This is a genomic window from Mesorhizobium sp. Ca11 (genome assembly GCF_020165275.1).
GTDB lineage: Bacteria > Pseudomonadota > Alphaproteobacteria > Rhizobiales > Rhizobiaceae > Mesorhizobium.
Genome location: NZ_JAIUHU010000004.1, coordinates 306489 through 332488, shown reverse-complemented (window position 1 = coordinate 332488; position 26000 = coordinate 306489). Strand labels below are relative to the sequence as shown.

The 26000-nt window shown below is 63.8% G+C and carries 26 protein-coding genes; 3 read left to right on the top strand and 23 right to left on the bottom strand.

Annotated elements, in window-relative coordinates:
* The 16 genes from LB538_RS10105 to LB538_RS10030 form a co-directional block, all read right to left on the bottom strand.
* The gene (locus tag LB538_RS10105; RefSeq protein WP_140545192.1) at nt 1–423 is read right to left on the bottom strand and encodes a helix-turn-helix domain-containing protein; all 423 of its coding nucleotides are present in this window, start codon (nt 421–423) and stop codon (nt 1–3) included.
* Between the two features lie 139 nt (nt 424–562).
* A complete protein-coding gene (gene lnt / locus LB538_RS10100; protein WP_224526701.1) occupies nt 563–2149 on the bottom strand; it encodes an apolipoprotein N-acyltransferase in 1587 nt (528 codons plus the stop codon).
* Nucleotides 2150–2326: 177 nt separating this feature from the next.
* Nucleotides 2327–2797, bottom strand: coding sequence for a VOC family protein (locus tag LB538_RS10095; RefSeq protein WP_224526704.1), 471 nt, complete (start codon nt 2795–2797; stop codon nt 2327–2329).
* A 12-nt stretch (nt 2798–2809) separates the two neighbouring features.
* The gene (locus LB538_RS10090) at nt 2810–3883 is read right to left on the bottom strand and encodes a hemolysin family protein (protein ID WP_224526707.1); all 1074 of its coding nucleotides are present in this window, start codon (nt 3881–3883) and stop codon (nt 2810–2812) included.
* 27 nt (nt 3884–3910) lie between these two features.
* Nucleotides 3911–4408, bottom strand: coding sequence for an rRNA maturation RNase YbeY (ybeY, locus tag LB538_RS10085; protein ID WP_224526709.1), 498 nt, complete (start codon nt 4406–4408; stop codon nt 3911–3913).
* Nucleotides 4409–4419: 11 nt separating this feature from the next.
* A complete protein-coding gene (locus LB538_RS10080; RefSeq protein ID WP_411909007.1) occupies nt 4420–5412 on the bottom strand; it encodes a PhoH family protein in 993 nt (330 codons plus the stop codon).
* A gap of 84 nt (nt 5413–5496) precedes the next feature.
* On the bottom strand, nt 5497–6906 hold the full coding sequence (miaB, locus tag LB538_RS10075) for a tRNA (N6-isopentenyl adenosine(37)-C2)-methylthiotransferase MiaB (protein WP_224526715.1): 1410 nt from the start codon (nt 6904–6906) through the stop codon (nt 5497–5499).
* Nucleotides 6907–7050: 144 nt separating this feature from the next.
* Entirely contained in the window at nt 7051–7851 is an 801-nt protein-coding gene (locus LB538_RS10070; protein WP_140843733.1) for a lysophospholipid acyltransferase family protein, read from the bottom strand.
* Nucleotides 7852–7877: 26 nt separating this feature from the next.
* Nucleotides 7878–8372, bottom strand: coding sequence for a ribosomal protein S18-alanine N-acetyltransferase (rimI, locus tag LB538_RS10065; protein ID WP_224526718.1), 495 nt, complete (start codon nt 8370–8372; stop codon nt 7878–7880).
* A complete protein-coding gene (gene tsaB / locus LB538_RS10060) occupies nt 8372–9127 on the bottom strand; it encodes a tRNA (adenosine(37)-N6)-threonylcarbamoyltransferase complex dimerization subunit type 1 TsaB (RefSeq protein WP_224526720.1) in 756 nt (251 codons plus the stop codon). Before tsaB ends, rimI begins: the two co-directional genes overlap by 1 nt.
* Nucleotides 9128–9252: 125 nt before the next feature.
* Complete coding sequence (locus LB538_RS10055) at nt 9253–10359, bottom strand: DUF1513 domain-containing protein (RefSeq protein ID WP_224526722.1); 1107 nt, start codon at nt 10357–10359, stop codon at nt 9253–9255.
* Between the two features lie 4 nt (nt 10360–10363).
* The gene (locus tag LB538_RS10050; protein ID WP_224527096.1) at nt 10364–11437 is read right to left on the bottom strand and encodes an imelysin family protein; all 1074 of its coding nucleotides are present in this window, start codon (nt 11435–11437) and stop codon (nt 10364–10366) included.
* A 20-nt stretch (nt 11438–11457) separates the two neighbouring features.
* Complete coding sequence (locus tag LB538_RS10045; RefSeq protein WP_411909003.1) at nt 11458–12942, bottom strand: di-heme oxidoredictase family protein; 1485 nt, start codon at nt 12940–12942, stop codon at nt 11458–11460.
* A 129-nt stretch (nt 12943–13071) separates the two neighbouring features.
* On the bottom strand, nt 13072–13557 hold the full coding sequence (bfr, locus tag LB538_RS10040; protein WP_095765979.1) for a bacterioferritin: 486 nt from the start codon (nt 13555–13557) through the stop codon (nt 13072–13074).
* Entirely contained in the window at nt 13523–13834 is a 312-nt protein-coding gene (locus tag LB538_RS10035; protein WP_224526726.1) for a (2Fe-2S)-binding protein, read from the bottom strand. Before LB538_RS10035 ends, bfr begins: the two co-directional genes overlap by 35 nt.
* A 101-nt stretch (nt 13835–13935) precedes the next feature.
* Nucleotides 13936–15225 (bottom strand): imelysin family protein, encoded by a 1290-nt coding sequence (locus tag LB538_RS10030; RefSeq protein WP_224526727.1) that lies wholly within the window; start codon nt 15223–15225, stop codon nt 13936–13938.
* Nucleotides 15226–15641: 416 nt separating this feature from the next.
* Here LB538_RS10030 and LB538_RS10025 point away from each other — a divergent pair, with 416 nt between their 5' ends.
* From LB538_RS10025 to LB538_RS10015, 3 genes are read left to right on the top strand one after another with little or no spacing between them, the layout of a single operon-like run.
* Entirely contained in the window at nt 15642–16925 is a 1284-nt protein-coding gene (locus LB538_RS10025) for an NAD(P)/FAD-dependent oxidoreductase (RefSeq protein WP_224526729.1), read from the top strand.
* Between the two features lie 9 nt (nt 16926–16934).
* Nucleotides 16935–17165, top strand: a complete 231-nt coding sequence (locus tag LB538_RS10020) for a type II toxin-antitoxin system ParD family antitoxin (RefSeq protein WP_224526731.1) — start codon at nt 16935–16937, stop codon at nt 17163–17165.
* A 4-nt stretch (nt 17166–17169) separates the two neighbouring features.
* Nucleotides 17170–17496, top strand: coding sequence for a type II toxin-antitoxin system RelE/ParE family toxin (locus LB538_RS10015; RefSeq protein WP_224526733.1), 327 nt, complete (start codon nt 17170–17172; stop codon nt 17494–17496).
* Nucleotides 17497–17542: 46 nt separating this feature from the next.
* On the opposite strand, the gene LB538_RS10010 is transcribed toward LB538_RS10015, so the two are convergent.
* The 7 genes from LB538_RS10010 to LB538_RS09980 form a co-directional block, all read right to left on the bottom strand.
* Nucleotides 17543–18820, bottom strand: a complete 1278-nt coding sequence (locus LB538_RS10010) for a 4-aminobutyrate--2-oxoglutarate transaminase (protein WP_224526736.1) — start codon at nt 18818–18820, stop codon at nt 17543–17545.
* A 184-nt stretch (nt 18821–19004) separates the two neighbouring features.
* Entirely contained in the window at nt 19005–19751 is a 747-nt protein-coding gene (locus LB538_RS10005; RefSeq protein ID WP_140843752.1) for an ABC transporter ATP-binding protein, read from the bottom strand.
* Nucleotides 19748–20584 carry an ABC transporter ATP-binding protein gene (locus LB538_RS10000; RefSeq protein ID WP_095765985.1) on the bottom strand — a complete coding sequence of 279 codons (837 nt, stop codon included), beginning with the start codon at nt 20582–20584 and terminating at the stop codon, nt 19748–19750. Before LB538_RS10000 ends, LB538_RS10005 begins: the two co-directional genes overlap by 4 nt.
* Nucleotides 20581–21507, bottom strand: coding sequence for a nickel transporter permease (gene nikC, locus LB538_RS09995; RefSeq protein WP_224526739.1), 927 nt, complete (start codon nt 21505–21507; stop codon nt 20581–20583). Before nikC ends, LB538_RS10000 begins: the two co-directional genes overlap by 4 nt.
* A 196-nt stretch (nt 21508–21703) precedes the next feature.
* Nucleotides 21704–22771, bottom strand: coding sequence for an ABC transporter permease (locus LB538_RS09990; RefSeq protein ID WP_224526743.1), 1068 nt, complete (start codon nt 22769–22771; stop codon nt 21704–21706).
* Between the two features lie 15 nt (nt 22772–22786).
* Complete coding sequence (locus LB538_RS09985) at nt 22787–24424, bottom strand: ABC transporter substrate-binding protein (protein ID WP_411909002.1); 1638 nt, start codon at nt 24422–24424, stop codon at nt 22787–22789.
* A gap of 268 nt (nt 24425–24692) precedes the next feature.
* Complete coding sequence (locus LB538_RS09980; protein ID WP_224526748.1) at nt 24693–25970, bottom strand: lytic murein transglycosylase; 1278 nt, start codon at nt 25968–25970, stop codon at nt 24693–24695.
* Between the last annotated feature and the right edge of the window lie 30 nt (nt 25971–26000).

Below are 26000 nucleotides of genomic sequence, written 5' to 3'. Positions count from 1 at the left end.
TCAATCGGCGTCCTCGGCGGAAAGTGCCTTCACCAGATCGATGATCCTGCGGCGCACCTTAACGTCACCGATCTTGACGAAGGCCCGGTTGAGCTGGAGACCCTCGGGACTGCCGCAGAATTCGATGGCGAACGCCATCGAGGAGTCTTCGGCAAATCCCCTGGTGCCGCCGGCGGGCTCCTCGCCCGGGGCATCCTCGAAGAAGAAGGCGACAGGAACGCTCAGGATGGAGGCGATCGCCTGCAGGCGGCTGGCGCCAACCCTGTTTGTGCCCTTCTCGTACTTCTGGATCTGCTGAAAGGTGATGCCGAGATTTTCCCCCAGCTTTTCCTGGCTCATTCCAAGCATATTGCGACGCAGCCGGATGCGGCTCCCGACATGGATGTCGATCGGATTCGGCTTCTTCTTGTTCTCTTCTGTCATTTTTTCCTCGCCGAATTTTTCCGGCTTTTTCTATTTGTTCCGCCCATATGAAGCCGGAGCCACCTGCCCCAACAGAACCCTCCAACCGACTTCGAGAAAATTTTAGGCGTTACAGTATGAGTTTCTAATGTGCCGACTGTCAATTCACCCGTAGCCGCTGCCTTACATTCAGTGTGAAGGCAATCAGCGCAAACAGCAACATGATCAGCAATCCGTTAATGCGTCGCTGTTCGGCGGGCAGGAGGGAGCGCCCAGAAACGGGCACATGCGCGTCGATAGCGCCGCGCGCGTCGACGGCAAGCGCATCGACAATGCGCCCGCGCGAATCGACGACGGCCGATATGCCATTGTTAGCCGCGCGCAACAGAGGCATTCCATTCTCCGCTGCGCGAATCTGCGCCTGCCTGAAGTGTTGATACGGGCCTGGCGTGTCGCCGAACCATGCGTCGTTGGTGACGTTTACAATCAAGTCGGCGGATGCAGCGTCAGCAGCAACGAGATCGGGAAAAATCACCTCGTAGCAGATGAACGGAGCGGCACGCAGGCCGCCCGGAACGCCGATCGGATGGCGTTCGTTGCCGGCGGCGAAATTCATCGGCCCGGCAACGAGTTGGCCTATGCCCAAGCGTTCGAACAAGTCGGCGAAGGGCAGATATTCGCCGAACGGCACCAGATGCACCTTGTCGACGGCATCGACGATCTCGCCCTTGTCGTTGATCGCTACGACGGAATTGTAATAGCGGCTGCCGGCATTGGCCGATCCGCCTTCTTCGCGCACGACACCGGCTATCAGCATCTGGCCGTCGGCCAGCATGTCGCCCAGCGCCGTCAGCGCGTCCGGACGCTCGGTGAAGAGGAACGGCACCGATGTCTCCGGCCACAGGATAAGCTGCGGCTTGGCATGGCCCTGTTCCGGCGCTTTCCCCGATATCCCCAGCAAAGTCGCAAAGATGCGGTCGCGCACCGAGGCATCCCATTTCTCGCTGAGATCGACAGCGGGCTGAACGATGCGAACGTCGATCGCGCGGCTCGATTCGACCGGTGCCGCAAGCCTGACATAGCCGAAGCCGACATGGGCGGCGACGAGGAGGACAAACAAGGCGAGGCCGAGCTTGAGATGGCGGCGCGCGGCGATGAGCGCCGGAAGCGAAAAGACAAAGACCGCGAGCGCATTCATGCCGATCATGCCGGTCACCGATACGCTCTGCATCAGGAGCGGCACCGGCATTGCGGCATAGCCGACGGCATTCCACGGGAAGCCGGTGAAGAGGAAATCGCGCAGCCATTCCGCGAGCCCGAAGCCGAAGGCTAACGCCGCGATACGACCGATATCGCTGCTCCAGAACAGCCGCGCCACAACGGTGGCAAAGCCATAGAAGAAAGCGAGCGCGAACGGGATGCCGACAACGGCGAAGGGCAAGGCCCACGCGAAGCTGTCGGCCTCGACCAGCAATGCCTGGCCGATCCACCAGAGGCCGGCCAGGAAATAGCCGAAGCCGAACCACCAGCCAGCGGCGAAGGCCGGCCTCAGTCGCCTCACCCAGCCATCCGACGCCTCGCCGGTGGCGCCGTCGAGCAGCCAGACAAGGACCGGGAACGAAACGAAGCAGACGGCGAAGAAATCATAAGGCGCCTGGGCAAGCACCGCCAGCGCTCCGGCGGCAAACGCCACCAGAGCCCGCCGCCACCCCCACAGCAGAATTATCCGGCCGGCAAAGCGCTGCATCAAGCTTCCCAAGTCGCGCGAATCAGGGAGCTAGAGGTTTAACAGGCTGCGCCACCCGATCCAAACCCAGATAAGCGCAGCCTGATGCGCCGTCGCGCTATATTGGTATCCCGCCACAGCTCTTTGCCTTAGCCGCATTTCTGCAACGCCAAGCGATTCCGGTTGGGTGCAAAATGCTCAGTTGTGCCAGCCCTCGATCCGCAGGCCGCTCAGCCGCTCGGCCTCGTCCTTCGGGACAACGCGCACGGTCTGGCTGAATGTCCAGACATGACCCTCGGGATCGCGGGCGCGGTATTGGCGCTCGCCGTAGAAATGATCCGTCGGTCCCTGAAGAATTTCCGCGCCGGCCGCACGTGCCTTTTCGCAATGAGCGTCGATATCCTGCCGCAGCCGGATATAGACCGCCTGGGTGTTCTTGCCGCCGACCGAGGCCGGGCTGGCGACATGCTCGGCCCATTCGCAATCGACGATGATGTAGCCGTCGCCGAAACGCATTTCGGCGTGGACAAGCCGGCCGTCGGCGTCGCTCTCCACCATGCTCGGCTCGAAGCCGAAGGCCGCCTGCAGCCAGGTCAATGCGGCGCGCGGATCTTTATAGAAGACGCCTGAGCCGAGAACGGCATGCTTGAATGGATCGTCGACGGGCATGTCGCGACGGTGTCAGGCCTGCTCGGTGCGCGCGGCGCGGCGGCGACGCTCGCCTTTCTGGCTCTGCACGATGCGCACGCGCTTGACGCGGCGCGGGTCGGCGTCGAGCACGTGGAACTCGAAACCTGGGATGGCCTGCACCACTTCGCCGCGAGCGGGGACGCGGCCGAGCGTGTTGAAGATCATGCCGCCGATGGTGTCGACATATTCGCCATGCTCGCCGGCGGCGAAATCCTCGCCGATCATCTTGGCGACCTCGTCGATCTCGGCTTTGCCGTCGACGACGAAGACGCCGTCGCCCGTCTGCGTGATCATCGGCTCGTCGTCGTCATGCTCGTCCTCGATGTCGCCGACCACCATCTCGACGATATCCTCCAGCGAGGCGAGGCCGTCGGTGCCGCCATACTCGTCGATGACCAGCGCCATCTGCGTGCGGGTCGTCTGCATGCGCCCCATCAGGTCGGAGGCAAGCATCGAGGGCGGCACGAACAGAACCGGGCGGATCAGGCTGAGATCGCCGATGGTGCGCGCAAGGTCGACCTGGGCAAGGTCGAGCGCCGTCGTCACCGGCGCCTTCGCTCTGCTGCGGCCCTTCTTGACGCGGGCGACCTTGGTGATGTGGGCGAGCACGTCGCGGATGTGGACCATGCCGCGCGGATCGTCCAATGTCTCGGAATAGACCGGCATGCGCGAATGGCCGGACTGCTCGAACAGCCCAAGCAGATCGCCAAGTGTCGTGTTGATCTCGACCGCCTCGATGTCTGCGCGCGGCACCATGACGTCCTCCACCCGGACTTCGCGCAGGCGCAGGATGTTGTTGAGCATGGCGCGTTCGCCGGGCGAGAAGGCGCCGGCATCGGTCGCCGTTTCGGCAAGCGCGCCGGCGATTTCCTCGCGCAGGCTGGTGCCGTTGCGGTGCCGGAACAGGCCAAGCACGCGGTCGACAAGGGAAGGACCGGCATGCGTCGGCTCAGCGGCCGCGCTGCCGGTCGGAATACTCGGACTTGAGCCCTCTTCCGTCTTTTCGGAAGACTTGGCAGCACTGCCGGCGTCCGGACGGGCGGCAGTTTCTGGTGTGTCGTTCATCGCCATCGGGTCAATTGAGCTTTTTTGTTACGCGTAGGGATCGGGAATGGCAAGTCTCGCAAGCGCCGCGCGCTCGATCCCTTCCATCTCCTCGGCCTCGGCGTCGGTCTCATGATCATGGCCCAAAAGATGCAGCAGGCCATGGATAACAAGATGGGTGATATGGTTCGCAACCGGCTTGTCTTCCAGTGCCGCCTCGCGAGACACCGTCTCCGAAGCCAGCACGATATCGCCCAGCATCGGCGGCAGCTTGCCGCCTTTCGAAAACGAAAACGCCGGGAAAGACAAGACGTTGGTGGGCTTGTCCTTGCCGCGCCATTCGGCATTGAGCGCCTGGATATGGGCATCGTCGGAAAAAACGACGCTGAGCTCGGAAGCGCCGCCCGCGCCGGTCTCGGCAAAAGCGGCCGCAACGGCGCGCTCGACCAGACGCGTCAACTCGGCTTCCGCGGGCCAAGCGCCGGCCTCGATGAAAATATCGATGTCGACCGGGATTCCGGCAGAGGATTTGTTGTCTGCAGCCATGCGGCCTTTGATCAGCTTTCGGCGCCGAGGCCTCGCGCCAGCTTGCCGTCGCGGTCATAGGCCCTGACGATCTCGGCGACCAGCGGGTGGCGCACCACGTCGCCTTCGTTGAAGCGGACCGTGACGATGCCCGGGACGCCGTCGAGGATGCGCAGCGCCTCGACCAGTCCCGACTTGGTGTTGGGCGGCAGGTCGATCTGGGTCGGATCGCCGGTGACGATCATGCGCGAGTTCTCGCCGAGACGGGTCAGGAACATCTTCATCTGCATCGGCGTGGTGTTCTGCGCCTCATCGAGGATCACCGCCGCATGCGCCAGCGTGCGGCCGCGCATGAAGGCCAATGGCGCGATCTCGATGACTTCGGCGGCGATCGCCCGCTCGACCTTGTCGGCCGGCATCATGTCGTAGAGCGCGTCGTAGAGTGGCCGCAGATAGGGGTCGACCTTCTCCTTCATGTCGCCGGGCAGGAAGCCCAGCCGCTCGCCGGCCTCGACGGCCGGGCGCGACAGCACGATGCGCTCAACCATGCCGCGTTCGAGCAGCATGGCCGCATGCGCGACCGCCAGATAGGTCTTGCCGGTGCCGGCCGGGCCGATGCCGAAGACCATTTCCGAGCGCTCCAGCGCCCGCATATAGGCGTCCTGCGTCAGCGACCGGGCATAGATCGTCTTCTTGCGCGTCGCGATCTGGGCGGCCGAAACCTTGCCCTTGCGCTCCAACGTGGGCAGCGTCAGCTGGTCGTCGGCGGCAATCGCCATGCGCACGGCGCCGTCGACATCCGACTGGCCGATGTCGACGCCCTTCTGCAGGATGCCGTAGAGTGTATCCAGCGCCCGGCGCGCCTGCTCGGCGGCCGGAGCCGAGCCTTTGATCGCAAGCTGGTTGCCGCGCGAACGGATATCCACGCCGAGCTTCTGCTCGAGCCGGGCCAGATTCTCGTCGAACTGACCATAAAGGGCGCTGGCAAGCTTGTTGTTGTCGAAGGTCAGTACGATGTGCGCCATGTCGGAAGCCCCGGACGCCTGGTTCGGGGGCGGATTCTTCAGTTCAGCAGCGCTCAACCGTCTCTCCTCATCTGCCGAGGCCCGTCAGGCCAGTTCGGCGAACAGGCTATTGTAGCCGGTCCTTGTGATTCGTACGTCGATAATGTCACCGATTCCGCCGGCCTTGTCGTCAACAATAACGGGCTGCAGCCAAGGCGAACGGCCAACTTTCTGCCCGGCCTGCCGGCCAGGCTTCTCGATCAGCGTGCCGATGGTCCTGCCGACCAGACTCAAGCCGAAATCCTGCTGCTGCCTGAGAAGCAGAGCCTGCAGAGCCTGCAGACGCTCGTCCTTCACCGCTTCCGAGACATGGCCGTCCATTTCGGCGCCCGGTGTGCCGGGGCGCGGCGAATATTTGAACGAGAAGGCCGAGGCATAGTTCACCTCGCGCACCAATTTCAGTGTCGCTTCGAAATCCTCATCCGTCTCGCCGGGGAAGCCGACGATGAAGTCGCCGGACATGGCGATATCGGCGCGGGCGGCGCGAATGCGCTCGATGAGCGCCAGATAGTGGCGCGCCGTATGGCGCCGGTTCATCGCCTTCAAAATCCGGTCGGAGCCCGACTGTACCGGCAGATGCAGATAGGGCATCAGCGCCGGCAGGTCCCGATGCGCGGCGATCAATTCGTCGTCCATGTCGCGCGGATGGCTGGTGGTGTAGCGCAGCCGCGCCAGGCCGGGGATTTCCGCCAGACGAAACAGCAGGCGGCCAAGGCCCCATTCCTCGCCATTTTCGCCGATGCCGTGCCAGGCATTGACGTTCTGGCCGAGCAGCGTCACCTCGCGCACGCCGGCCTCGGCGAGGCGCTCGGCCTCGGCGACGATCTGCGCCACCGGGCGCGAAACCTCGGAGCCGCGCGTGTAAGGCACCACGCAGAAGGTGCAGAACTTGTCGCAACCTTCCTGCACCGTCAGGAAAGCGGTGACGCCGCGCCTGGCAAGCTCGGCGCGCTTCGGCTGCGGCAGATGCTCGAACTTGTCCTCGACGGCGTATTCGGTCTCGACGATCTTTTCGCCGCCACGGACCCTCGCCAGGACGTCGGGCAGCCGGTGATAGGTCTGCGGGCCGATGACCAGATCGACCGCTGGCGAGCGGCGGATGATCTCGGCGCCCTCGGCTTGCGCCACGCAGCCGGCGACGCCGATCAGCAATTCGCGGCCAGCCTCGGCGCGTTCGGCCTTCATGTCGCGAATGCGGCCAAGCTCGGAATAGACCTTTTCCGCCGCCTTTTCGCGGATATGGCAGGTGTTGAGCAGCACAAGATCCGCATCTTCGACGGCGTCGGTGGCGACATAGCCGTCGGCCGCCAGCGCATCGGTCATGCGCTGGGAATCGTAGACATTCATCTGACAGCCATAGGTCTTGACGAAGACCTTTTTCGCCGCCCGGTCCGTGCCGGCCGAGTGCTCGGCGGCAGCGCCGATGTCGTGGCTTTCAATCGTGTTCAATTCCATCGGGCGGCTTCTAGCGCCTTTCCGTGACAAAAAACAGACGAATCTGCCCGAAGCAGGTCGTCCCGACAGGACGCGCTTCAGGTCTTTTTTCCTTATGTATGTCGTTATCCCAAAACCGCTATGCACTTTGGCAAAATGCATCGGCTACCGGCTCTTGGCCGGATCGGCGAGGACGGCCTGCATCATCTCGCGCACCCTGGCTTCCATCAGCCGTGCCGTTTCCTTGCGGTTCGAGCCCTTGGAGAACGGCACAGGCTCGCCGAAATGCACCTCGGCATCGATCGCGCCTTCGGCAAGCAGGGTTCGCAGGTGCGGCATCAAATCCTGATCGCCGATCCAGGCGGACATCGGCCGATGGCGGCGGCCCATCGGCATGCCATGCAGGCGCGTATACGCGATCGCCACGGGCTGGATGAAGACCTGGTCCGCCGCACCTTCCGAAATCGCCATCGAGGCGGCGCCGAAGAGCGTGCTCTTGAACGGCAGCACAAGGTTGCCGTCCCCGGTCGAACCTTCGGCGAACAGCACCATGGCGTCGCCTTTTGCCATCCTTTTGGCGATCTCGCTCGCCTGGTCGCCAGAGGTGCGCTTGCGCTCGCGCTCGATGTAGACGGTGCGCTGCAACTTGGACAGCATGCCGATCAGCGGCCAGCCTTCCATGTCGGCCCTGGCGATGAACTTCACATCGACAAAGGAGCCGAGCACCATGATGTCGGTCCAGGAGATATGGTTGGCCGCGATCAGCAGCGGACGTTCCCTGGCCAGCGCGCCCTTCACATGCACCCGCATGCCCAGCGCCCTCAGGATCATGCGGTGCCAGATTTTCAGGATGAAGATCTCGGGCCAGAGTCCCGTCTTCATCGACAGTATCTGCAGCGGCACCAGCACCAGTGAACAGACGACGACATAGAAGAGCGCCAGGAAAATCCGCAATTTCTTGATCATTCGCTCCGCCCTATCGCGCGGACTGGCTAGCGAAGATCGCGGCGCATGACAAGCGCGCCGGTCGGACCGTGCTCGGTCGAACGGTAATAGTTCGGGCGGTGACCGACCTGGATGAAGCCAAGTCTGCGATAAAGCGCGATCGCCGGCGCATTGGTCTCGTCGACCTCGAGGAAGAGCGCTTCGGCGCGCTGCGCATGAAGCTCGCGCAGCACCGCATCCATCAATTGCCAGCCAAGGCCCTGCCGGCGATGGCTACGGGCGACGGCCACGGTCAGGATCTCGCCCTCGCCGGCCGCGAGCCGCGCCAGCACGAAACCGACCGGAGGTTTCGATCCCTGCCCTGTCTCGCGTGCGGCGTAGCCGAACACCGTGTCCTGCTCGAGCAGCGCCGCGAACTCGCCATCGGTCCAGGGCCGCACGAAATCCTCGCGATGCAGCTCCGAGACGGCGGCGCTGTCGGCAACCGTCAGCGGCTCCAGCGCGTAGTCCCTGCGGCGCGGCTGAAAGAACGGTATGCGCATCAGGCGTCGTTTCCTTTTGGACCACGACTTTTCCGCAAAACCGCCTCCCCCTTTTTGGGATCATGGTCTTCCTTTGGACTGTTGTCCTGTCTTGGAAGAACGAAGCCCGCCTGCGGCTTGGCGTCGGCGCCGCGCAGATAGAGAGGCTTTGGCTTTTCGCCCGGCCCTCTGGCCGACGCCAGCCTGGCATAGGTCGCGATGTCGGCGGTGGCGGCAACCGGGCCGGTGTCGAAGGCCCGTCCCGCCGCTGCGGCAATCTGTGGCGCAGCGGTGCCGACAAGGACGGCATCGGCGCCGTTGGCCATGATCGCCGCCACGGAAAGCGTGACAGCCGAAGGTCCGTAAGTTTCCGCTAACGCTTTGTCAAAGAGCGCCGCGTGGATTTCGTCGCGGCCGGCGTCGAGCGCGGCTAGCACCGCGCGCCCGGGAAATGTTTTCGCACCCTCCGCCGCCAGGGCCTCCAGCGTCGTCACGCCGATCGCCGGGATGTTCAACGCCAGCGCCAGGCCGCGCGCGGTCGAGACGCCGACGCGCAGGCCGGTGAACGAGCCGGGTCCGATCGAGACGGCAACGGCGTTAAGGTCAGGGTAGCCGATGCCGCCCGCTTTCAAGGCCGTCTCGATGACGGCCATCAGATGCTCGGCATGCCCCTTGCCTAGGTCGCGCACTTCGCGGCCAAGCTCCTTCCCCGCGCCCGCGTCATAGACGCAGGCGGCGCAGAGATTGGCAGCGCAATCGATGGCAAGCAGCTTCATACGGGCAGCTTCATAGGCCGGTTAACGAACTGGATCGAAACACAATTCCCTCTGCCCGGCATAGGCCGCCGCTGCAAGGGCCAGGGCGGAGAAATGTTAAGCGGCTTCGGTTCAGTGCGCGGCGATCACGCCGTCGCGACAATGCACAGCATGTGATTGTCCCAGACATAGTCCGGTTCGGAACGGGTGGCGCCGGCGCCGACGACGATTTCGCCGGCGCCGGTCGTCGCCATGAAGCCGGCGCCGTCGGGCGCGACGCCGCAGACCTCGACCAGCGCTCTTGTCGTGACCACGCGTCCGCTGGCGGTATCGATGACGGCCAGCGAATTGCCCTCCGGCGAGGTGACGGCGACGGTGCCCGTCGCGGCATTGGCGGCGACCGAGCCGATATAATTGCGGAAGCCCGAGAGCACGTCCTGCGGCATCTCCAGGAGCTCGAGCTCCTTGCCGCGCGCGGCGCGCCCGACCAGCGCCGGCCGATCGGTCGCCGGCCCGCGATACTGGCAGCCGAACCAGACGGTGCCCACCTGGTCGCGATCCATGTGGCGGATCGAAAGCTGATGCAGCGCCGGCGGCAATTCGTGCTTTTCGATGAGGTCGCCGGTGATCCGGTCGACCAGTGTGTAGGAGGGCTTCATCGTCGCGATGTTGAGTTCGGCGCGACCGAAATCGGGATGGGTCTCGATGCCGCCATTGGCGATGGCTAAAGTGCGGCCATCGCCAAGCAGGAGCAGTTCATGCGGTCCCATGCCGTAGGTCGGGAACTCGCCGACGCGATTGAATTTCGCCCGCGCGTCATAGACGCCCACGATACCTGCCGCGTTGTCGAAGTCGTTCTCTGTCGCATAGAGCAAGGCGCCGTCGGGCGAGAACACGCCATGGCCGAAGAAATGCCGGCCGGCGATGCTGGCGATGGTCAGCGGCTTGTCGCGGCCGGCATGGTCGAAGACCACCGCAAAGGTGCCGGGCTGGCGGGCAAAGACCACCGAGCGCTTCGACACCGGATCGAAAGTGACGTCGTGGCCGCGGTCCGGCAGATCGATCGTGTGCAGGATTTTCCCCGACTCAGAGAGCACGGCGGCGCCAAAACTGCCGTCACGCTTAACGAAGGCCGTGGCGAACACCGCGTCCGCGGCAAGCGTGTTGGCCCAGGCGCGCGGCGCCATGGCGGCGGCGAAGCCCACGCCCGCGGCCCGCAGGAAATCGCGGCGGTCGATGAGGGCGGTTCTCACGACATCAATCCCCATCCAGCGACGAGAAGCCGGCGGTCAGGCCGAACTCGGCGGTCATCCTGGTGCCGATCAAGGTCGACAGGCTGGAAGTGATCAGCGCGAAATGCTCGAGCTTGCCGCGCAGCGCGGGGTCGGCGAGCGCCTTGTCGATCGGACCGGCAACGGATTTCGCTGTCGTCACGCCGTTGCTGAGCTGGATGTGGATGGACTCTGCCATCCATTGCGCGTCGGCGGGCAGCGCGTCGCCGAGCCTGGAGGCCTGGAACAGCTGGTCGATGCCGGACAGGTTTGCGGCCAGTGAGGCCGTCGTGTTCTGCGAGCGCCAGTAGATCGCCTGCTTCGGCTTATCGGCATCGGGTTTCGCGCCGAGAAAGCCCTTGAGCCGCACGTCGCGGATCATTTCCAGCTCGTTGATGAAGACGCCGACCAGTTCCGTCACCGCTTCGTTGCCGTCGCGGTAAAGCGGGTTCTTCGGCCCCGGATTGGCCCAGACCGACGCAAAGCCGTCGGGCTTTTGCCAGGCGTCGCGCACCTCGCCCGCCATCGTTTCGATATTGCCGGCAACCGCCGCGCCATAGGCGCAGCGGTAAGGATCGTCTTTCCCGGCAAGGGATTCGGCGCCGTCGCCGTAGAGCACATATTCGAGCGCGCCTAGGCCCTGCATGGCGACGCTCTTTTGCGCCAGTTGCGCCGGATCGGTGGCTGATGGGTCCTTGGATGCGAGCGTGGTCTGCACTTGCCTCAGGCCGATGCTCTTGCGGTCCGGCCAATACAGCATGCGCTCCAGCCGGTTGTTCTCCTTGATCGGTCCGAAGGCGATGACCTCGGCTACCGACCAGGCCGCGACCGTGCCTGAAAACGCCGCGCGAGCCGCTTCGAGCTTCTCCTTGGACGGCGCTTCGCAAAGCTGGTGCATCGCCTTGGTCAGGCCCGCCGCATGCTCATCGAGGCTGGCATAGGCGGGGCGGACGAAGCCATCGATCGCGCGGCCGATGACATCGGAAGCCTTGACCGCGGCTGATGCCGGCGTTACGGCGGCCAGAAGGAACGGAAGAGCAAGGGCCATGCGTTTCGACATCAGAGCGACGCGTTTCGACATCATAGGGACTCCAGGAATTTGATCAGCGCGTCGCGATCGGCCGCGGCGGCGCCGACAAAGCGGTCGCGCGCCTTCTGTCCCTCGCCGCCATGCCACAGGATCGCCTCAGCAAGCGTACGGGCGCGGCCGTCATGCAGGTAAAAGGCATTGCCGTTGACTGTCGCGGTGAGCCCGATGCCCCAGAGCGGCGGGGTGCGCCACTCGCTGCCGCTCGCTTCACCAACCCGTTGCCCGTCGGCAAGGCCTTCGCCCATGTCGTGCAGCAGGAAGTCGGAATAGGGCCAGATCAGCTGAAAGGCCTGCGCCTTGTCGGGCGTGCCTCGCATGGTGACGAATTTCGGCGTGTGGCAGGCAATGCAACCCATCTCGTAGAACTGTTTTTTGCCAGCAAGCACGTCCGGCTCGTCGAGATTGCGCCGCGCCGGCACGGCCAGGTTCTGCGAATAGAAGGTGACGAGGTCCATCACCGGCGGCGGCGCCTCGGCCGTGCCGAGGCGTTGCTGCACCCCGTTTGGCATGGCCAGGCAATCCTTCTGCGCCTCGGTGCAATCGCCCCAGGGTTTCCGCACTTCCGGCGTCGAGATGCCGATATCGCCAGCAAAGGCGTCGGCCGTTTGCTGGCGGATCGAGGCGGTCTGCGCCTTCCAGCCGAAGCGGCCCAAGGTCACCGCGCCACTCAACGCATCGCGCACAATGTTAGGCCGGCCCGAAATGCCGTCACTGTTACGATCGTCCGGATCGGCATTGGCGAGGATATCGGCCGGCGCGATCTGCTCGATCAGGCCCAGCCCGATCATCGGCGGCGTCAGGCGCGGCGACAGCGTGGTGCGCGGATCGAGCGGACCGTAGCCGAGATTTTCGATCGTATAGCTCGGCTTGCGCAGTGAAACGACGGCACCGTCGCCGAGCGTCACCTTTTGCTCCTGATAATCGACGCGCATCCGGCCCTCGCCCCTGAGCCCGGGAACCGCAAGGTCCTGCAGTTGCGCGCCATAGACAGGATCGGGAAAGTTCAGCAGCTTGTGATCGGTGAGCGCGGCCCTTTCCTCGGCGCTATTGGCATCGCGCGCGAGTCTCAGGAACATCGATGTCGATCCGGCATCGCCTTCCGGAGGACGCCCGCGGCCATCCTTCAGATGGCAGTTCTGGCAGGCGCGTTCGTTGAAAAGCGGGCCGAGCCCGTCCGAAGCCTGGGTCGAGGACGGCGACGACACCCAGTTCTTGCGAAACAGCGCGTTGCCGAGCTTGAAGGTTCCTTCTTCCTCGAAGGTGATATTGGCGGAGGATTGCGAGAAGGCATCGCGGTTGATGTCCTTGCGCGAGGTGCCGGCGCCGCCCTGCATCAGCTCGAACGGCTCCGGCCTGGTGAAATCGGTCGTCGGCATGGTGACCGCCAGAACCCGCGCCTGGTCCTTCGGCGTCAGGTCGGCGCGGCTCGTCGGCAGGACGGCGGGCTCACCAGCCAAGGCGGATGCGGAAAGCATGATCGCCAGCAAAAGCGGTGCCCCGCGATAAATCCGGTATCGCGGGGTCATTTGGGACGGCAAGCCGTGAATCCCGGCCCACCACGCGCAGCGCGAAAAATCTACGGGGCGCCGCATTCCCGCATGTCCTTACTCCGCCTCGTTGGCCGAGTCGGCATTGAGTTGGCCGTATTTTTCCTCGCCGATCGAAGCAAGCAGATCGAGCTGCGTTTCCAGGAAGTCGATATGTCCTTCCTCGTCCGCCAAAAGATCCTCGAACAGCTTCATCGAAACGAAATCGCCTTCGTCCTGGCAGATCTCGCGCGAGCGCTTGTAGGCGGTGCGTGCGTCATATTCGCCGGCGAGATCGGATTCGAGCACCTCCTTGACATTCTGGCCGATGCGCAACGGCGCGACGGATTGCAGGTTCGGGTGACCCTCGAGGAAGATGATGCGCGCGATCAGCCGGTCGGCGTGATGCATCTCCTCGATCGATTCCGCCCGCTCCTTCTTTGCCAGCTTGGTGTAGCCCCAATCCTCGAGCAGACGGTAATGCACCCAGTACTGGTTGACGGCTCCAAGCTCGAGAAACAGAGCTTCATTAAGCCGCTCGATGACCTGCGGTTCGCCTTTCATGGGTTCTGCTCCCGTATTGGCCGCGCAAGCCTCGCACGCGATCCAGGTGTGAAACGATGTCCACGCCCCCCACCTCTGAGCGGGCGTGGTAATTCTCGGTGACCCGAATGATCGTTTCCACCACATTTGGGAAACAGCCGCAACAGCGACCGCGCTTGGCCATCGCGTGGTAGACCTTCGCGGGCACGATCAGCTGCCAGGGATCCTGATCCAGCAGGCCGACGATCGTCTGCTCGATCTCCTTTTCGGTGATGATGTTGCAATGGCAGATCAGCATCTACTTGCTCTGGCTAACGGCGCCGTTCCGGCGCCGCTTGGCTGGTTTCTCAATTGAGCATGATCTTGTCCAAAAACCGGCTTTTGGGATCATGCCCGATCTTACTTGAACACCTTGTCGGGCGCGTCGAGGCTGTCGGAGCCCTCGAAAGCAATCTCGTTCAGCTTGAGCGAGCCGACGGCGCGCTCGATCGACTTGGTCTGGTCTATGAGGGCGTCGATCGCCGCCTGCACCGTGGCGTTGCCTTCCGTGTTGCCCTCGGCGATCTGCTGGTCATATGCCTCGCCGGCAAGGGCACGCGCCTGGATGGCCTCCATCTTGGCGACGGTGGTGTCGAGTTTGCCCGACAGCTCCTTGTCGATCGCCGGATCGGCGGCCTTCACCATGTCGGACACCGACGGACCCGAGACCACGGAGCCGTCGAGCCGCTTGTAGCTGGCATGGTAGGCGTCGCGGATGCCGACCGCGTCATAGAGATGCGAGATGTAGGTGTTGTCGGAAAAGCAGTCATGCTCCTCTTCCGGGTCGTGCAGCAACAGGCCGAGCTTCATGCGCTCGCCGGCGAGCTCGCCATAGGAGAGCGAGCCCATGCCGGTGAAGATGGTGGAGATGCCGGCATTCGCATCGCCGTCGGTGAGGTTCTTGCGCGCGGCCCCGTCTTCCTTCCAGTTGCCGACCATTTCCTGCAGGTCGGACACCAGAAGATCGGTCGCCGATCTCAGATATTCGGCGCGGCGATCGCAATTGCCGCCTGTGCAGTTCTTGAGGTCGTAGTCGGTAAAGGGCCGCTCGCCGGCGCCCGGCCCGGTGCCATGCAGGTCCTGGCCCCAGAGCAGGAATTCGATGGCGTGATAGCCGGTCGCGACATTGGCTTCGACGCCGCCGGCCTCCTGCAGCGTGCCGGACAAGAACTCGGGCGTTAGCTTCGAGGCATCGACCTTCTTGCCGTTGATCTCGATTTCCTTGTTGGCGATGACATTGGCCGTATAGAGCGCGTTTTCGTCCGACTCGGTGCCATAGCTCTTGGCGACATAGTCGATCAGGCCCTCATCCAGCGGCCACGAATTCACCTTGCCTTCCCAGTCGTCGACGATCTTGTTGCCGAAGCGGTAGACTTCTGTCTGCTGGTAAGGAATGCGCGCCGCCTTCCAGGCCTCGCGCGCGGCGTTCAGCGTGTCTGCCGAGGGGCTGGCAATGAGCGCATCCACCGCCTTATCCAGCGCCTGCGCAGTGGTCAGAGAATCCTCGTATTTGGCTAAAGCGATGTCGGCATAGGTCTTGATCACCGCCTTGGCGTCCGTTTCGGCTTTCGCCGGCAACACGAACACCGCCGCCGTCAGCGCAGCCGTGGCGCAGATCGCAGCCAGCCTGCCGCCATTACGTGCCGTCATCATCCTTCTCCAGTTCTTTGGAAATTCAATAAAAGGCGCCCACCCGCGCCTAGGCATAATCATGCCGGGAAAAATGGTGGCCGCGTCGATGTGCGGTTCGCGATAAAAAGACACCCACTTGCCTCCAATCGAAAGGGTTCAAGGCCCAGACATCAAAGGGATACGCTTTGCGCGCAGCTCTCCATAAAGCGATGGAGAGGCCGGGAGTCAACTGGTGAGGTAGAAAATATACAATTGAAACAACAGTTTAGAATTATTCTAAACTACAAATGTCAACTTTAAGCTCGGTATTGCCTCGCTGGGCCCGATTGACAGACAGCCATTCTGGGTGCGACCCGATGCGCGGCTCTTGCGGCGGCGGCAGACAATCGCCACCTGGCGCAAGAGCCTAGATTTGCTGACCAAAAAGGATTGCGATGACCAACGGGGTTGTGATTGTCGGTGCGGGCCATGCCGGCGTGCAGGCCGCCGCCAGCCTGCGCGAAGAGGCCTATGAAGGGCCGGTTGTCCTGGTCGGCGACGAGCAGGACCTGCCCTATCACAAGCCGCCGTTGTCCAAGACCTTCATCAAGGACGCCGAGGCCAAGCCGCAGCCCTTGCGCGGCGAAACCTTCTACACCGGCAACAACATTGATTACCGGCCGGGAGTGCGCATCGACGGCATCGATGCCCGCGCGAGCCGGCTGAATGTCGCAGGCGGTGGAACGCTTGCCTTCGACCGGCTGGTGCTTGCCACCGGCTCGCGGCCGCGCCTGCTCAAGCTCGACGGCGCCGGCCTTGCCGGCGTGATCTCGCTACGCTCGCTGGCCGATGCGCGCCTGATCCGCGAGCTCAGCGCGCAAAGCGAGGACGTGGTCATTCTCGGCGGCGGCTTCATCGGCCTGGAGATCGCGGCGACGCTGAGAGCGGCCGGCCGCAACGTCACCGTCGTCGAGGCGGTCGACCGGCTGCTCGGCCGCGCCGTGGCGCCGGTCATCGCCGCGCATGTGCGCCAGCGCCTGGAAGCGATCGGCGTGCGCATCCTGACCGGCACCACCATTGCCCGCCTGGAAGGCGAACGCGGCCGCGTCGCGGCCGCGATCACGTCGGGCGGCGAACGCCTGCCGGCGCAGATGGTGATCATCGGCATCGGCGTGGTGCCCAATGTCGAACTGGCTGAAGCCGCCGGCCTGGCAACCGGCAACGGCATCCGCGTCGACCAGCATATGCAAAGCTCTGTTCCCGAAATCCTCGCCATCGGCGACGCGGCCTCCTACCGGCATTGGTTCACCGGCGGCGACGTGCGGCTGGAATCGGTGCAGAACGCCACCGACCAGGCGCGGCTTGCCGCACGCACCGTCCTCGGCCATGGCGAGCCCTTCTCGGCCGTGCCGTGGTTCTGGTCGGATATCGGCGACATGAAGCTGCAGATGGTGGGCCTGACCCAAGGCGGCGATCACCATGTCGTGCTGGGCGATCTCGCCGAGAACAAGTTCTCGATCTACCACTATGCGGGCAACCGGCTGCTCGGTATCGAATCCGTCAACCGCCCGGCCGACCACATGCTTGGCCGCAAGATGCTCGGCGCCGGCTTCTCGCCGACGCCGCAAACGGTGGCAGGCGGGCCGGATGCGCTGAAGGCGGCGCTTGCGGCCTTCAGTCGGGACGAACCGGCAAGGGCGAGGCGCGTAGAGATTGCCAATTTTTGCCATAGATCATAAAGTGGCTGAATGAGCACGATGAACATTTCACTGCCGGACAGCTTGAAGAATTTTGTCGATCAGCAAGTGACTGATCGAGGCTATGGCACGAGCAGCGAATATGTGCGTGAATTGATCCGCCAGGATCAGGATCGTCAACTTTTGCGCCGCTTGCTCCTAGAGGGCGCGTCGTCCGCGCCGAGTGAGCCCGTTGACGACGACTATTTCGCAGCGTTGAGGAAACGAGCGCAGGGCCAATAAGTTAGTGGCCACCAAGCCAATTATTCCTCGAAGGCTTGCTCTGCGCGATATCGAGGACGCTGTCGATTATTATGCACGTGAAGCTGGTTCGCACGTGGCGTTAGGCTATGTCGAGGACCTTCAGAATGCCTACAAGTTAATAGCCAGCCACCCGGCATCAGGCTCTCTGAGATATAGTTATGAAGTTGGGTTGCCCGGCCTACGCAGCCTGCCGCTCAAGCGTCATCCATATTTGATCTTCTATATTGAACAGGCAGACCACATCGATGTGTGGCGCGTGCTTCACGCCAAGATGGATATCCCATCCTGGTTACAAAATCCGGGCTCCTGACGGCTTGCGCGCCGGCGCAGACCGTCAGAAGAGCACCGCACCATCCTCAGGCGGCCTGCGCCTCGCGGATCGAGGTTTCCAGGATATCCAGCGCCTCGGTCATGACGCCGTCCTGGATGGTGATCGGCGACAGGAAGCGGATGACGTTGCCATAGACGCCGCAGGTGAGCAGGATGAGGCCCTTGTCCAGCGCCTTCAGCCTGACCGCATTGGCGAACTCGGCCGAGGGCAGCCCCTTCTTCACATCGTTGAACTCGACGGCATTCATGAAGCCCGGACCGCGGATGTCGACGATCTCCGGCACGTCCTCGCGGATCGATACCAGCCGCTGCTTCAGCCGCGCGCCCAGCGCATTGGCGCGGTCGCAGAGCTTTTCCTCCTCGATGACGTCGAGCACTGCGTGCGCGGCGGCAACGCCGATCGGGCTGCCGCCATAGGTGCCGCCGAGCCCGCCGGGGCCGGGCGCGTCCATGATCTCGGCGCGGCCGGTGACGGCCGACAGCGGGAAGCCGCCGGCGAGGCTTTTGGCCATGGTGGTGAGGTCGGGCGCCACGTCATGATGATCCATGGCGAACATCTTGCCGGTACGGGCAAAGCCGGTCTGCACTTCGTCGGCGACCAGCAGGATGCCGTGCTGATCGCAGATCTTGCGCAGTGCGGCCATGAAATCGCGCGGCGCCTCGTAGAAGCCGCCCTCGCCCTGAACCGGCTCGACGATGATGGCTGCAACGCGGCCCGGATCGACATCGGCCTTGAACAGCTTGTCGAGCGCGGCAAGCGAATCGGCGACTGAGACACCGTGCAGCGCCACCGGGAACGGGGCGTGGAAGACATCGGCGGGCATGGCGCCGAAGCCGACCTTGTAGGGCACGACCTTGCCGGTCAGCGCCATGCCCATGAAGGTGCGGCCATGAAAGCCGCCTGAAAAGGCGATGACCGCCTGACGGCCGGTGGCGTTGCGGGCGATCTTGATTGCGTTCTCGACCGCCTCGGCGCCGGTGGTGACGAACACGGTCTTCTTGTCGAACTTGCCGGGCAGCAGGCCGTTCAGGCGCTCGGCGAGATGCACGTAGCTTTCATAGGGTACGACCTGGTGGCAGGTGTGGGTGAAGCGGTCAAGTTGCGCCTTGACGGCCTCGATCACCTTCGGGTGGCGGTGGCCGGTGTTGACGACGGCGATGCCGGACGAGAAGTCGATGTAGCGGCGGCCTTCGACATCCCAGATTTCCGAATTCTCGGCGCGTTCGGCGTAGATCTGTGTCGTCATGCCGACGCCGCGCGAGATCGACTGGTTCTTGCGTTCGGAAATGGCTGAATTCTTCATCTCATCCCTCAATCGGGCCATCCCTCATCGAGACTGGGCCCGTTCTCGTTTGATGCCGTTGAAATCCCTTCTGGCCTTATTTCACGTTTTGCTCAAGTCGGCACGTAGTCCAGTCAATTGGGCCTGCCCCAGATAAAGTCCTCCCCGGTACACCTGGGCAGGGACGCGGCTTGGCAATTGCGGGCTAAACCCTTACAAATCCTTCGCTGGCCCTCAACAGATTGCGCGTATAATCCTCGCTGACGCGATGGCCGATCAGCTGGCTCGCGGTCAGCGTCTCCACGGCCTCGCCGTTCTGCATCACCATCAGCCGCTCGCACATATGGGTGATGATGGCGAGGTCGTGGCTGACCATCAGGAAGGTGAGCTTGCGGCGCCGCCGGACCTCCTCCAGCAGGTTCAGCACCTCCGCCTGCACCGAAGCGTCGAGCGCCGAGGTCGGCTCGTCGAGCAACAGGATCGAAGGTTCGAGGATCAGCGCACGCGCAATGGCGACGCGCTGGCGTTGGCCGCCGGAGAGCTGGTGCGCGTAACGAAAGCGGAAGCCCTTGCCAAGCCCTACCTCGTCCAGCGCGCGCTCGATGCGCTTCTCGCCGTCGGCAATGCCATGGATCGCGAGGGGCTCCTGCAGAAGGCGGTCGACCGTCTGGCGCGGATGCAGCGAGCCGTACGGATCCTGAAAGACCATCTGCACCTCACGATAAAACGCCTTGTCGCGGGTTTTGCCGAGCGTCTTGCCCCTGACGGTAATGGTGCCCGAGGAAACCGGCGCGAGACCTGTGATTGCTCTCAGCAGCGTCGACTTGCCGGAACCGCTTTCGCCGACCAGCCCGTAAGACTCGCCTTCCCTGACTTCGAGGCTGACGCCCTTCAGCGCGCGAAACCGGTCGAAGACCACTTCCAGCCCTTCGACAGTGATGGAAGCCGTCATGCCGCCCACTCCGGCTTGCGGTCGAGCACCGGCAGCGGATGGCGCTCGAAGCCGATCCTGGGCATGCAGTTGAGCAGGCCGCGCGTGTAAGGGTGCTGAGCGTCGCGCAGCTCCGAAGCCTTGATCTGCTCGACCACCTTGCCGGCATACATGACGACGACGCGGTCGCAGAAGGAGGAGACCAGGCGCAGATCGTGCGAGATGAAGATCAGCCCCATGCCGCGCTCGGCGACGAGCTTGTCGAGGATATTGAGCACGTCGAGCTGCACGGTGACGTCGAGCGCCGAGGTCGGCTCGTCGGCGATCATCAATTCGGGTCCGGTGACCAGCATCATGGCGATCATGGCGCGTTGGCCCATGCCGCCCGAGACCTCGTGCGGATAGAGATCGAAGACGCGGGCCGGGTCGCGGATCTGCACCGCCTGCAGCATCGCCAGCGCCCGTTCGCGCGCTTCGGTCTTTCCGACCTTCTCATGCGTGCGCAGCGTCTCGACGATCTGGCGGCCGATGGTCATGACCGGATCGAGCGAATATTTCGGATCCTGAAGGATCATGGCGATGCGGTTTCCACGCAGCGCCCGGCGCTCACGCGGCGATATGGAAAGTAAGTCCATGCCGTCGAAAGCGAGTTTCGTCGCCGAAACCTCAGCCTGCGGCGGGGTCAGCCCCATGATGGCGCGGCCGGTCTGCGATTTGCCGGAGCCGCTTTCGCCGACGATGCCCAACCGCTCGCGACCCAGCGAGAAGGAGACGCCGCGCACCGCCTGCACGAGGCCAGTGCGGGTCGGGAAGGTGACGCGCAGATCGTCGACCTCGAGAAGCGTGTCGCTCATTGGTCGCCGCTCCGGGGGTCGAGCGCGTCGCGCAGGCCGTCGCCGAGCAGGTTGAAGCCGAGGCTGACGATGAGGATGGCGGCACCTGGGGCTGCGGCGACCCACCACTGGTCGAGGATGAAGCGGCGGCCGGACGCGATCATCGCGCCCCATTCGGGCAGCGGCGGCTGCGCGCCGAGGCCGAGGAAGCCAAGGCCGGCGGCGGTCAGGATGATGCCCGCCATGTCGAGCGTGACGCGGATGATCAGCGAGGAGATGCAGAGCGGCATGATGTGGCGCAGCACGATGCGGAAGGGCGAGGCGCCCATCAGCTGCACCGCCTTGATGTAGTCGGAATTGCGCACCGTCAGCGTCTCGGCGCGCGCGATGCGCGCGTAAGGTGGCCAGGAGGTGATGGCGATCGCCAGCACGGCGTTCTCGATGCCGGGGCCGAGCGCGGCAACGAAAGCCAGCGCCAGAACCAGCTTGGGAAAGGCGAGAAAGATGTCGGTGATGCGCATCAGGACCGTGTCGGTCCAGCCCCCGGCATAACCGGCGATCGTGCCGACCAGAAGGCCGATAGGCGCGGCGATGATGGCGACGAGGATCACCACATAAAGCGTCCAGCGCGAGCCATACACGATGCGTGAATAGATGTCGCGGCCGAGGTCGTCGGTGCCGAACCAGTGCGCGGCGCCGGGCGCCAGCAGTCGGGCATTTTTCAGATCGCCGACGGTCGGCGAATAGGGCGCCAGCACATCGGCAAGGGCGGCGACCACCAGCAGCGCGATGATAATCAGCATGCCAACCAGCGCCAAGCGATTGGCGGAGAAGCGGCGCCAGGCGACATAGGCGCGGCCGAGCCTCGCCTGCAGGCGCGAGGCCGGTCGGTCGCTCAGCAGCCATGCGCGACGGGAGAAGGCGCCGGCGTCGGCGGCGGTCATGACAATGCCTCCTGAAGTAGTCGGCCCCCACTCCGGTCTGCTTCGCAGACCGCCTCTCCCCCGTTCGATGGGGGAGACGAAAGGCACCTGGCATGCGACCAGCCGTTCCTCTCCCCAGGGCACGAGGCGAGGTGGCCCGAAGGACCGGAGTCGGGGTGGCTGGTCGCGGCCAAGCCCAAAACGGCAATAGCTCTGATCATCCGGTCTTCGTCCTTGGATCGAGAAGCCGGTAGAGCAAATCGGAGAAAAGGTTGATGGCGATGAAGACCGAGCCGATGGCGATGGTGCCGCCGAGCACGGCGTTCATGTCGGCGTTCTGCAGCGAGTTGGTGATGTAGAGGCCGATGCCCGGCCAAGAGAAGACGGTCTCGGTCAGCACCGAGCCTTCGAGCAGGTTGGCGTAGGAAAGCGCGATCACCGTCACCATCGGCACGGCGGCGTTGCGCAGCGCGTGGCCCCAGATGATGCGCGTCTCCGACAGGCCCTTCGCACGGGCCGCGACGATATATTCCTGCGCCAGCTCGTTCAGCATGAAGGAACGCGTCATGCGGCTGATATAGGCAAGCGACAGGTAGCCGAGCAGCGCTGCCGGCAGGACAATGTGGCGCCAGGCATCGTAGAAGACGTCCCACTGCCCCTGGATCGCGGCATCGAGCAGGTAGAAGCCGGTGATCGGCGTGAACGTGTATTCGTAGACGACATCGAGCCGCGCTGGAAAGGCGATCCACTGCAGCTTGGCGTAGAACAGCACCAGCCCGAGCAGACCCAGCCAGAATATCGGCACGGAATAGCCGATGAGGCCGACGATGCGGGCGACCTGGTCGATGAGGCTGCCGCGCTTGACGGCGGCCAGCACGCCGAGCGGCACGCCGATGACGGCGCCGATGATCGTGCCCAGCGTTGCCAGCTCGATGGTCGCCGGGAAAACGCGGCGGATATCCGTCATCACCGGATTGGTAGTCAGCACCGACGTGCCGAAGTCGCCGCTCAACGCACTTTTGACATAGAGGTAGAACTGCTCGATCCAGGGCAGGTCGAGACCCATCTCGCGGCGCGTGCGCTCGACGACGGCCGTCGGCGCCCGGTCGCCGAGAACGGCCAGCACCGGATCGATCGGGATGACTCGGCCGATGAAGAAGGTCACCGCGAGCAGACCGAGATAGGTCGTCACCGCAATGATCAGAAAGCGGCCGAGCGACGATAGGATGGCCACGGCGCGGGCGCTGCCGCGCCCGGCCGCCGCCTGGTTTTCAGCTACGCTCACGCGTGGCGCCCGGGGTTACTGCTTCGACACCGCCCAGACAAAATTGGTATCGAAGCTCGGGCCGAGCTTGAAGCCCTGGAGGTTCTTGCGCAGCCCCGCCACTTCCAGCTGCTGGTGGATGATGACGAAGGGGCTGGTGTCCATGATCTTCTGCTGCAGGTCCTTGTACATATCAGCGCGCTTGGCCGCATCCTTCTCCAGCAATGCCGCCTCGGTTTCCTTGGTCAGGTCCGGAATGTCCCAGGCATTGCGCCAGGCCAGCGTCTTGATCTTGGCGTTGTCGGAATTGTCCGGGTTGGAGGCAAAAGTCTGGGCGTTGGAGTTCGGATCAAAATAGTCCTGGCCCCAGTTGCCGATATAGATGTCGTGGTTGCGGGCGCGGTATTTGGTCAGCGTCTGCTTACCATCGCCCGGAATGATCTCCAGCTTGATGCCGGCCTGGCCGAGCGTCTGCTGGATCGATTCCGCCATGCCGGTGGTCGGCTGTCCAGTGCGCACGTCCATGGTCACCTTGAAGCCGTCCGGCAGGCCGGCCTTGGCAAGCAATTCCTTGGCTTTGGCGACGTCGAGCTTGAACGGGTTATCGTCGATGGCGCCGAGATCGCCCTTGGGCAGGAAGGACTGGTGGATTTCGCCGATGCCCTTGAGGATGGTGGTGCTGAGCGCGTCGTAGTCGACCAGATATTTGAACGCCTGGCGCACCTCGGGCTTGGCGAGGTTCGGGTTCTTCTGGTTGAGGCTGATGTAATAGACCGTGCCCTTCGGCGCGCTGGTGGTGGTGAGATCGGCGTTCTTGGCAATGGCATCGAGGTCGTTCGGCTCGAGATTGCGGGCGACGTCGATATCGCCGGCTTCGAGCGCCAGGCGCTGTGCCGAGCTTTCCTTCATGTTGCGGTAGATGACGCGGGCGAGCTTGGCCTTCTCGCCGTTGTAGTTGTCGTTGCGCTCCAGGACGACGGCCTCGTTGGCGCGCCATTCGCGCAGCTTGAACTGACCGGAGCCGGCATAGCCGGTCTTCAGCCAGGCATTGCCGAAATCATTGTCCCATTTGTAGTCGGCGCTCGGCGTGGCGGCGGCGACATGTTCCTTGACCAGCTTGGCGTCCACGACCGACGCGACGGTGGCCGACAGGCAGTTGAGCACGAAGCTTGGCGCATAGGCCTTGTCGACGACGAACTGGAAGGTGGTGTCGTCGACGGCCTTGGCCTTTTCGGTGACGTTGTCGCCGGTAATGCCGAACTGGTTGATGATGAAGGCCGGGCTCTTGTCGAGCTTGACGGCGCGTTCGAAGGAATAGGCGACGTCGGCGGCGGTGATCGGATTGCCGGAGGCGAATTTCATGCCGGGCTTCAGCTTGAACGTATAGGTCAGGCCATCATCGGAAACGGTCCAGCTCTCGGCGAGGTCGGGCTTGACCTTGGAGGTGTCGTTGAGATCGAGGCGGACCAGAAGATCATAGGTGTTGCCGGTGACCTCGGCCGTCGACAGCTCGAACGCTTCGCCCGGATCCATCGAGATGATGTCGTCGATGGCAAAGCCCTCGACCAGCGTATCGGCGGGCGTGACCGCGAAAGCGGGCGCGACGAGCAGCGCGGACAGCGCGGCGCCGGCAAGCAAGGCGCGCGAGCGGAGAGCAAACTTTTCCAGCATCATAGTGATCGTTCCCTGTTTTGTTGACCTGAGTTCCCGGCTCAGGGCTGTATTGTTCTTTGCAAGGCCGGCTGCGGCTTTGACCGCTTACCGTCGTGTTTTTTGTCCAGTTGGTCAACACCCTATTCAGCGGTTCTCGAACCGGCAACGGACATTTTGCGAGACGCTATATCGGGGGACCAGTCGAGCCACATGAGTCGACCCATGCGCCGGCTAATTGAGGCCGCCAATCCGCAAAAAATTATCAGGTCCGTCCCTCGCGAGGCAGCCGCTATTTCAACTGCGCGACGAGGCCCGCATCGGGAAAGCAGGTGGCGGGCTTGCCGTTCTTTGCCTGCCAGATGCCGATGGAGCGACGGGTCTTGAAGCCGGGCAGGCCGTCGGCGCTGCCGACATCGTAGCCCTTGGCCTCCAGCGCCCGCTGCAGGGCGGCGATATCGGAGCGGTGGAGATCGCCGACCGCGCCCCAGCCGCCGACAAAGGCGGCGTCGCCCTTGGCGATGCGATCGGCGGCATGACCGATGAACAGGCCGTAGAGATCGCTGTTGTTGTATTGCTTCAGCACATAGAAGTTCGGCGTCACGACGAAGGCCGGACCGCTGCGCCCGGCCGGCATCAGCAGCAAGCCCTCAGCCTTCAATTCGCTCGCCGCAAATGCCTTGCCGTCGACGCGCCTGATGCCCATCGCCACCCAATCGGAGATCCTCTTGCCCCGGTCGGGTCCTTCGAGCGAGCACGACACATTTGCCGGCACCGTCACCTCGCCCCCCCAGCCGCGCCCCCTCACCCAGCCATAATGGACGAGATAGTTGGCGATCGAGGCGAGCACATCGGGCGTCGAATTCCAGATGTCGGGCCGGCCGTCGCCGTCGAAATCGACGGCGTGCTTCAAGAAGGAGGTCGGCATGAATTGCGGCTGGCCGAGCGCACCAGCCCAGGACGATTTCATCGCATTGACCGGCGCCAGCCCGCGCTCGACGATTTCGAGCGCCGCCAGCACCTCGGTGCGGAAGAAATCCTTCTTGGTCGACGTGAACGCCTTGGTGCCCAGCACCTCGAAGGCGTCGTAAGGCATCTTGGCCGCGCCGAATCCGGTCTCGCGGCCCCAGATCGCAAGCACGATCTCGCCTGGAACGCCATAGCGCTTCTCGATCAGCCCGAGCGTCCGGGCATTGGCGCTCTCGCGCGTCCTTCCGCCCGAGGTGACGGCCCGAACCACCTTCTCGGCGAAGTAGCTGGCAGGCGGGCCGAACTCGGCCTGATGCTGCTTCTCAGGCGTCGTCGGCTTCTCGCCGGGCAGGACGAGATCGGGCAGTTTCAGGTTCGGCTTCACGCCGAGGAAGGCGGCGTCGAAGGTCTTCTTGGAGATGCCTTTGGACTTGGCTTCGGGCCAGAGGTCGGTCTGCAGCCAGGCCTGGAACTGGTCGTCGATGGGGGCGGCATGGGTGGGGGTGGTGAGGAGAAGAGCGAGAAACGTCGCTAGGAAGGAAAGGACGACCAATCTGGAAGGCTGGCGTTCTGTCGCGCCCCCCTCTGTCCTGCCGGACATCTCCCCCTCTAGGGGGGAGATCGGCCGTCG